Annotated in this window: 9 protein-coding genes; 5 read left to right on the forward strand and 4 right to left on the reverse strand. The window is 43.5% G+C overall.

Annotation, left to right across the window (positions count from 1 at the left end; translation table 11 throughout):
* Both VF500_RS08090 and VF500_RS08095 read right to left on the reverse strand, forming a co-directional pair.
* A partial coding sequence (locus VF500_RS08090) for a neutral zinc metallopeptidase (protein ID WP_330859189.1) occupies positions 1-259 on the reverse strand: 259 nt, incomplete at its 3' end.
* 115 nt (positions 260-374) lie between these two features.
* Complete coding sequence (locus VF500_RS08095) at positions 375-1,070, reverse strand: SIMPL domain-containing protein (RefSeq protein ID WP_330859190.1); 696 nt, start codon at positions 1,068-1,070, stop codon at positions 375-377.
* 369 nt (positions 1,071-1,439) lie between these two features.
* Between VF500_RS08095 and VF500_RS08100 the strand changes: the two genes are divergently transcribed.
* Positions 1,440-1,985, forward strand: coding sequence for a ferritin-like domain-containing protein (locus VF500_RS08100; RefSeq protein ID WP_121232861.1), 546 nt, complete (start codon positions 1,440-1,442; stop codon positions 1,983-1,985).
* A gap of 55 nt (positions 1,986-2,040) precedes the next feature.
* Here VF500_RS08100 and VF500_RS08105 read toward each other — a convergent pair whose 3' ends face one another.
* Positions 2,041-3,222: a hypothetical protein gene (locus VF500_RS08105; protein ID WP_330859191.1), complete on the reverse strand. Its 1,182-nt coding sequence runs from the start codon at positions 3,220-3,222 to the stop codon at positions 2,041-2,043.
* Between the two features lie 167 nt (positions 3,223-3,389).
* Here VF500_RS08105 and VF500_RS08110 point away from each other — a divergent pair, with 167 nt between their 5' ends.
* From VF500_RS08110 to VF500_RS08125, 4 genes are all read left to right on the forward strand, one after another.
* Positions 3,390-3,545, forward strand: coding sequence for a lmo0937 family membrane protein (locus tag VF500_RS08110; protein WP_121232858.1), 156 nt, complete (start codon positions 3,390-3,392; stop codon positions 3,543-3,545).
* A gap of 192 nt (positions 3,546-3,737) precedes the next feature.
* Entirely contained in the window at positions 3,738-4,568 is an 831-nt protein-coding gene (locus VF500_RS08115) for an N-acetylmuramoyl-L-alanine amidase (RefSeq protein WP_330859192.1), read from the forward strand.
* A gap of 101 nt (positions 4,569-4,669) precedes the next feature.
* Positions 4,670-5,479, forward strand: a complete 810-nt coding sequence (locus tag VF500_RS08120; RefSeq protein WP_330859193.1) for a helix-turn-helix domain-containing protein — start codon at positions 4,670-4,672, stop codon at positions 5,477-5,479.
* Positions 5,480-5,555: 76 nt separating this feature from the next.
* On the forward strand, positions 5,556-6,497 hold the full coding sequence (locus VF500_RS08125; protein ID WP_330859194.1) for a nitrilase family protein: 942 nt from the start codon (positions 5,556-5,558) through the stop codon (positions 6,495-6,497).
* Between the two features lie 420 nt (positions 6,498-6,917).
* Here VF500_RS08125 and serS read toward each other — a convergent pair.
* Positions 6,918-8,080, reverse strand: a 1,163-nt coding sequence (gene serS / locus VF500_RS08130; RefSeq protein WP_330859195.1) for a serine--tRNA ligase, incomplete at its 5' end; no start/stop codon positions are given.

An 8,080-nucleotide genomic window follows, 5' to 3' on the forward strand; every position in this document is an offset into this window, starting at 1 on the left:
AGATATCTTCCGTATCAGCCAACACTACGCGTACAAAATGCTTGCCTGCGTCTTCGGGGCCGTTATTAGCGGTTTGCTCCTGCCGGGCTGGCTGATTGGTCGCCACCTGATTAAGCACAGCCGATGGATCAACCCCGGTAAAAAAATAAATAGCAGCCGCTATAAGACCAAGCACACCGCCGCCTATGGCTAACCTGCCTCCTCCGCCACCCCGTTCATCATCAACATTATCGCTTTCGCGTCGTCCAAACCATTGCATATGCCCCCCGGCCCCCTAAAGGGGGAGCCTTAAGCAAAATAATAAAAAGGCCTCGTTTGTTTGAACGAGGCCTTAAAGTTTTTTCTCCCCCTTTAGGGGCCGGGGGGCGAGGCGATTACTTTACTATCTCAAATACAGCCTGTATCTGGAAGTTCAGCTTAATGGTTTTGAAGCTGATATCCGAATCACCAACATTGCTATCGGCCGATGCTTTAAACATCATTGTGTTTGCATAAACACGTGGTTGTGGAAAGCTGCTGTTATCACTTTCGGTAATATTAATAGGGCTGCCAACCTTTTCGCCAAGGGCTGCTAACAAGTAAGTTGCTTTATCGCGGGCGGCAAGCAGGGCTTTGACCTTCAAGTCACGTTTCAGATCGGCCATTTTTGAATAGTCATAGCTTTCAATATTGGTCGACTGGATGCCTTTAGGATCAATTTTCGACATGATCTGGTTAAACTTGTTCAAATCGCGCACGCGCAGGCCGTATTGTTTGCTGGCCAAAAAGTCGGGTGCTTTTTTCTTTTGATAAGTATTGTTCCAGGCCGATACATTGTTCACTGTAAAGTCTGACGATGGGATGCCGGCATCTTTAACGGCTTTTTCTAGCTGATCTTCCAGATCATTAATGGCAATGTGTTTTTTGCCGTCCATGTATTCCTGTAGTGATATGGTTACGTTTATAATATCAGGAGTAACTTCCTGTTCGGCAATACCGGTAACTTCAATTTTACGCCTAAGATCAACGTTTTGGGCAAATGCTCCAACAGTAGTTGCTAATAGTGCGGCAAGGATAAATAGCTTTTTCATGTGTATTTTATTTGATGGTATGACTAAGGTAACGTGCGTTTAGTTTAATATGTAACAGCAAGGCTACAATTAATTGCTAAGCCACTGGTATGCTTGTAAATAAAAAAGGCGTGGTTTTGTTTGGGTGAGAATGGTATTGGGTCGGAGCCGTAAGTTTGAAATTGACAACTGCATTCCATAAAATGAGTCACGCTGTGTGCTTTTTAGAACTTATAGTTGTAGGCAATCAACATCCCGGCTTTCTGCTGAGATAGAAATTCGAATTAAAACGCAAGTAAATTATCCTAATAATTAATTTTAATTATCAAAAGAACAATTTTGGCTTTGTGTTTGCAGTATCTATTATATAAAACATTAAAACATCTACCAATGGCAACCACAAAAGTAAAATCACCCGAACAAACTGCCAATGTGCAGGAATCGGCTCTGAACGAATTATTTATTGATGAATTAAAAGACATTTATTGGGCCGAAAAACATCTTTCAAAAGCATTGCCCAAAATGGCTAAAGCGGCAACATCCGATGAGTTACGCTCAGCCATCGAAAACCACCTGGCCGAAACCGAGCGTCAGATCATCCGTTTGGAGGATGCTTTCGCTTCGATAGGTCAAAAAGCGGTAGCCGTAAAATGCGAAGCCATGGCCGGCCTGATCAAAGAAGGCGAAGAAATTGTATCCGAAACCGAAAAAGGCAGTATCACCCGCGACGCCGGTATTATTTCGGCAGCGCAAAAAATTGAGCATTATGAAATTGCATCGTATGGCACCCTTCGCACTTTGGCCAGTGTACTGGGATATGATCATGCAGCCGAACTGCTTGATTCAACCTTGCAGGAAGAAAAAACCTGCGACAGCCTGCTCACCCAAATTGCCGAAGCCGGGATCAACCAGGCATCCAAAGCAGAAAAAGCTTAACCATTTATTAGTTTTTTAAGAGCGGTCGCGGGAGAATTTTCTTTGCGGCCGTTTTTTATGAATCAGCCTTGTCTTTAGCTGTCGATAGTTTATTCGGCTTCAGGTACAGGTAATCATTCTTGAAATCAAGGATCATGTTGAACCTTTTCAAAAGACCATTTCCAAAGTAGTTCATTTCAAAGCCTACCGGGTTTTTGCTGCCTAAAATAATTGTTGGCACGTTGGCAACAGGAAACCCGTTGAGCCTGATCATGGGGGCCTCTACTATTTTCATCTGGTATTTTTTGCCGGTAGGGTCGCTTATCGTTGAGGATTTGATCAGCTTTAAATCAGTCGGAAAATTGTTTCTGGCCACCCAGCTGCTATCCAAAATAATGGACTGATCAGATCCTGTGTCCATCGAAAATTTTCCGGTATATTTTTTACCGCCTATTTCAAATGTCTCAGTAGCATAACCGTAAGAATGAATAAACCCGATCTTCGACCGCTCGTACCCTTTTAAACCTTTGGGCATTTTGGAGTAAATGATAATACGATTATTATCATAATCAACCTCTACCTGCTTCCCTTCAAACAGGTTCCAGCCCAAACGGCCGTCCATTCCGTAGGAGGTTAAGCCTGTAGGCAACATCTCCTGGTTACGCCAAACCGCTGTACCTATTTGTAGCTTCATGGCCTTGTTCATTTCATTAAAATTAGGTTTTGCGGTACCGGCCAAAACATCGGCATGGTTGGGCAGCAGCTTTGTCTTTTTTATGATAGCATCCCTTGTTAAATGAAAATCAAATGAGCTTACATCAAAATGCAGGTTTAGCGTGTCTGTATCGTTCATAACAGCCTTCACCGCGATAGCGCTGTATGCTGTAAGTTTAAATGGGATAGTATCGTTTTTAGCAGCATCCTGTTTACCTACCGGGGGTATAGCACTTGCTATCTGCGTATAGCACGAATCCTTGCCGTTAAGCAGAATAATGAAATTGTATCGGGTACCGGGTTTAACTTTTACCCTTATCGAATCGATATCGGTATAAAAAGTAACCCATTTTGTTGCCCTCGTCCTATCGGCAGTATAAATATCCGGTCGCGTTTTGGGTGAAAGCGACCAGGCATTTTTATCTAAAAATCCACCATCGTTTATGGCTACTTTTTTCGATGTCGCCCTGATCACAGGCAATTTTGACTGGCCTGTAACAAGCGTGGCCGGCAACAGGCAGATAAGCAGTAAAAGATATTTCATCGTTTTCATGAGGTAAGGTGCTTAAAGATACACCGGGAATAGATCATTACAAAATATAGCTGTAAATGAGGGCCATCGCCCCTAAAAAGGAACAAATTTTAAAACTTTTTGGGCCCTGCCCCTATTATACTAATATCTATGAAAATCATTAATTAAAACAAATTATCATGAACTCACTCCTGTATATGATTGCAGTCATCCTTATAATAGGATGGGCAATAGGCGTATTTTTCACATCAGTAGGCAGCCTGATCCACATTTTGCTGGTCATAGCCATTATCGCGCTCCTGTTAGGCTTAATAAGGCGGTCTACGGCTATATAACACTGCTGAAAATATAAATTTATGAGAAGCTGTCTCGCAAAGGGGCAGCTTCTTTTTGAACCTTGAAACACTTGATTTTAGGATTACATGACAGATAATGAAATCAGATAATCTTTTAATCAGGCAAATCAAGGTTTTTTGTATACTTGTTTAAATCATCAGGATAAATCCTTAAATCAAGCGTATCAAGGTTTGAAAAATATACACATTTTATTACTCGCCGCTTCGGCAATCCTGCTGGACGCATGCTCGCCAAAAATACAACCGCCATACGCTGCAACCAATAAAGTATATCATACCCAAACCGACTCGTTAGTTGATGTAATTACGCGCGAACAGCCTGCTATGCTGGTTGATAGCGCCGGCGGGACTATCCCGTCAGAATGGGTGGGTACGGTTAACTTTAACCTGCGCAAGCCCAACTATGTGATCATTCACTATACCGCGCAGGATTCCGTTAAGCAAACCCTAACTACATTTACGCTGGTAAAACCGCAGGTGAGCGCGCATTATGTTGTAAGCAAAGATGGTAAGGTGTACCATATGCTTAATGATTACCTTCGGGCCTGGCATGCCGGCATCAGCAAATGGGGCAGCATCACTGATATGAACAGCTGCTCTATAGGTATTGAGATTGACAATAACGGCCACGAGCCATTTAACGATGTACAGGTTAAAAGCTTGCTGGCTTTATTGGCACAATTAAAGAAAGCCTATAACATTCCGCAGGCTAATTTTATTGGTCACCAGGATATAGCACCATTGCGTAAACCAGATCCGGGGCCGCTTTTTCCATGGAAACTATTAGCCCCAAAAGGCTTCGGTTTTTGGCGCGAAGAATTGCTTGAGCTTCCACCTGATAATTTTGATTATGCTACTGCGCTTAAGCTCATCGGCTATGATATCAGCAACCTGCCTGTGGCCATTGTTGCATTTAAACGCCACTTTGTACAAACTGACGAAACTCCGGTGATGACGCAGCTGGATCTGAATATCCTGTATAATGTGTATAGGAAGTATTGAGCGTCGGCTCCCTAAAAGCAGGAGCAGCAAATGGGTCAGGAACGGAGTTACGCTCATAACGGGGCAATAATGATTATCTTTATCATGCTTGTAATATTATAATGCAAATAGCACCCCATCCTTTGCTCTCGGCTATTGTTAAGCACTATTTAATTATAGAGCATAAAAACGATATCGCTTTAAATTACCGTCTGTTTTCCGATGGCAATCCGGGGATAGTTTTTCATTTAAAAGCCCCATTACTGCAATATGACCAACGCCATACCAGAGCCTACTTCCAGCCAAAAAGCTTTGTTTATGGTCAGATCACTCATTATAATGATATCCGCTCTGTCGATGACCTGGCTATGTTGATTGTTGTTTTGCAGCCCAATGTGCTTTTGCCATTGCTTGGAATAGCCGCGTATGAACTGATTGACAGCATCGTACAACTGAAAGAGCTTTTTGGGCAGGAAGCCTGTGATTTGGAAGACCAGCTTGCAAACGCAGCCAGCCTTCCCGAAGCGGCAGCCCTCGCCGAACAGTTTTTATTGAAAAAAATATCCGCGACTTGTAGCAGGCACGACATAGTTGACGAGGCGATAGGTATTGTCCATAAACACAAAGGCATCATTAATGTTAAAAACCTTTTGGATGTGCTGCCTGTAACTGAACGGCAACTGGAGCGCAAGTTCAGTGAGCAGGTAGGCATCTCCCCTAAAAAGTTTATAGATACTGTTAAATTTCAAAACTATCTCAAACAGCTTCAAAAGCTGCCTTCGGTAAAAGAGGTAGGCATACTTAGCTATGCCTGCGGGTATTATGACCAGGCCCATCTTAATAATTTTTTCCGGAGGCATACCGGTATTACCCCCTTGCAATACAGGGCCAATCACAAGCTGCTGGCTATAAACTTTATGCCCCTCGCTTAAATGGCAATTGTCGGTTTTTTACAATGCTATCCGCCATACTTCGGATAATTTTGAAATGAAAAACGATGATCAGCATATGGAAAATCTAACAATCGCCACCGCACAGTTTGAAAATAAAAGCGGTGATAAAGCCTATAATTTATCGGTTATTGAACAAATGACAGCGGATGCCGCCGCAAAAGGAGCAAAAGCAATAGCATTTCATGAATGTTCCATAACAGGCTATACCTTTGCACGCACGCTAAACAAAGCACAGATGCTTGAGCTGGCCGAAGAGATCCCTGCCGGGCCGAGCATCGCCGCATTAATCGAATACGCCCGGCGATATGATATCGCTATACTGGCCGGTCTGTTTGAAAAGGACAAAGACGATAACTTATTTAAAGCTTATGTATGCGTTGATAAAACCGGACTGATAGCCAAACACCGCAAATTGCATCCTTTTATTAATCCGCATCTTTTACCGGGCACTGCGTATACCGTATTTGATTTGTATGGATGGAAATGCGGGATCCTTATTTGCTATGATAATAATGTAATTGAAAATGTACGCGCAACTACCTTACTTGGTGCACAGGTAATTTTTATGCCGCACGTTACCATGTGTACGCCGTCAACCCGACCTGGAGCCGGTTTTGTTGACCCTGAACTATGGAAAAATAAAGAGGCAAATGCACAACTACTCCGGCAGGAGTTCGACAGCCTTAAAGGCAGGCAATGGCTGATGAAATGGTTGCCAGCGCGGGCATATGATAACGCGGTTTATGCCATATTCTCCAACCCTATAGGTATGGACGATGATCAGCTAAAAAACGGATGTTCCATGATCATTGATCCTTACGGCGATATTATGAGCGAATGCAGATCGCTTGAAAACGAATTTACAATAGCTGAGTTAACACCCGATAAATTGACAAAAGCCGGCGGCCATCGCTACATCCAGGCCAGGAAGCCTGATCTATACCGTGATATCATCGGCCGCGAACATGAAAGTTTTCAAAAAGTGGTTTGGCTTTAATATTAGGATACCGATGGACATATCACCCCCGGTGTACAACTTGCGCTCATTTGTAATGAGCGCTTAATCCAGTTTGGCGATTGCATCGCCAGTCGCGTTACAAACGCAAACCCATATTAAGCACTCGTTGAAAACCACAGATATTGAAAAGATGAGGATCACTTGGAATGTTGTTTAAAAAACCATGTCATTGCGAGAAGGAACGACGAAGCAATCTCGTAGCTATGCAGATCGGACATGCATTGGCTACGAGATTGCCACGCTGCGCTCGCAATGACATGGTTTTTGTTTGTCCAGGTAACTTTCATCTTCCCAACATTTGTCGTTGAAAACGAGTGCAAGAAAAAAGCATAAGGCCCGGCAGGATGAACCTGCCGGGCCTTATGCTTTTCAAAACTCCCCCTTTAGGGGGCCTGGGGGCTAATCAATCCACTCAAACTTAGTATAAGGCACCAATACCTCCGGTACTTTAATACCTTTTTCAGTTTGGTTATTCTCCAACAAGGTGGCTACAATACGCGGTAAGGCCAATGCACTGCCGTTAAGTGTATGCGCCAGTTGTGTTTTACCATCAGCATTGCGGAAACGCAATTTAAGCCTGTTGCTCTGGAAGGTTTCAAAGTTTGACACTGATGAAACTTCCAGCCAGCGTTGTTGTGCTGCGCTCCAGGTTTCCATATCATAAGTTAAGGCAGATCCAAAACCCATATCGCCACCGCAAAGACGCAATACACGATATGGTAAGCCTAATTTTTGCAATAAACCCTGTACGTGGCCGCTCATCAGCTCCAATATTTCGTATGATTTGTCCGGATGGGCTATGGTTACTATCTCCACTTTATCAAACTGGTGTAAACGGTTCAAACCACGAACGTGCGAACCATATGACCCAGCTTCACGGCGGAAACAAGGTGTATGACCGCAATTACGCACCGGCAATTGATCTTCTTTCAATATCACCTCACGGTACAAATTTGTAATAGGTACCTCGGCGGTAGGGATCAGGTACAGGTTATCAATACCCACGTGGTACATCTGTCCTTCCTTATCAGGTAATTGTGCTGTGCCGAAACCTGAAGCTTCATTCACCATCAGCGGTACACTTACTTCGCTGTAACCTGCTTTTTCAGCTTCATCAATAAAATAATTGATCAATGCGCGTTGCAGTTTGGCGCCTTTGTTTTTATATACCGGAAAACCTGCTCCCGTTATTTTAACACCCAGTTCAAAATCAATCAGGTTATATTTAGCAGCCAGCTCCCAATGCGGCAAAGCATCGGCAGGCAGTTCTGGTTTTATGCCGTTCTCTAATACTACTTCATTATCCTCAGGGGTCAATCCTTTCGGTACTGAACTGTGCGGCAGGTTTGGCAGCAATACTAATTTTTGATATAGTTCTTCCTCGGTTATGGTAAGTAAGTCACCAAGTCTTTTAATTTCTTCTTTCCAGGCTCCTGTTTTACCTTTAAGGCCTTCGGCTTCTTCTTTTTTACCGGCGCGCATCAGCTCGCCAATCTGTTTTGCAGCTGCATTGGCCTCGGCCGAAACATTATCCATACTGGTTTGAGTGGAGCGGCGTTTGT

The organism is Mucilaginibacter sp., assembly GCF_036383575.1.
Taxonomy (GTDB): Bacteria; Bacteroidota; Bacteroidia; order Sphingobacteriales; family Sphingobacteriaceae; genus Mucilaginibacter.

Coding starts and splice junctions, on each gene's coding strand:
- VF500_RS08095 (WP_330859190.1), bottom strand. CDS start 1,070: ATGAAAAAGCTATTTATCCTTGCCGCACTATTAGCAACTACTGTTGGA.
- VF500_RS08100 (WP_121232861.1), top strand. CDS start 1,440: ATGGCAACCACAAAAGTAAAATCACCCGAACAAACTGCCAATGTGCAG.
- VF500_RS08105 (WP_330859191.1), bottom strand. CDS start 3,222: ATGAAATATCTTTTACTGCTTATCTGCCTGTTGCCGGCCACGCTTGTT.
- VF500_RS08110 (WP_121232858.1), top strand. CDS start 3,390: ATGAACTCACTCCTGTATATGATTGCAGTCATCCTTATAATAGGATGG.
- VF500_RS08120 (WP_330859193.1), top strand. CDS start 4,670: ATGCAAATAGCACCCCATCCTTTGCTCTCGGCTATTGTTAAGCACTAT.
- VF500_RS08125 (WP_330859194.1), top strand. CDS start 5,556: ATGGAAAATCTAACAATCGCCACCGCACAGTTTGAAAATAAAAGCGGT.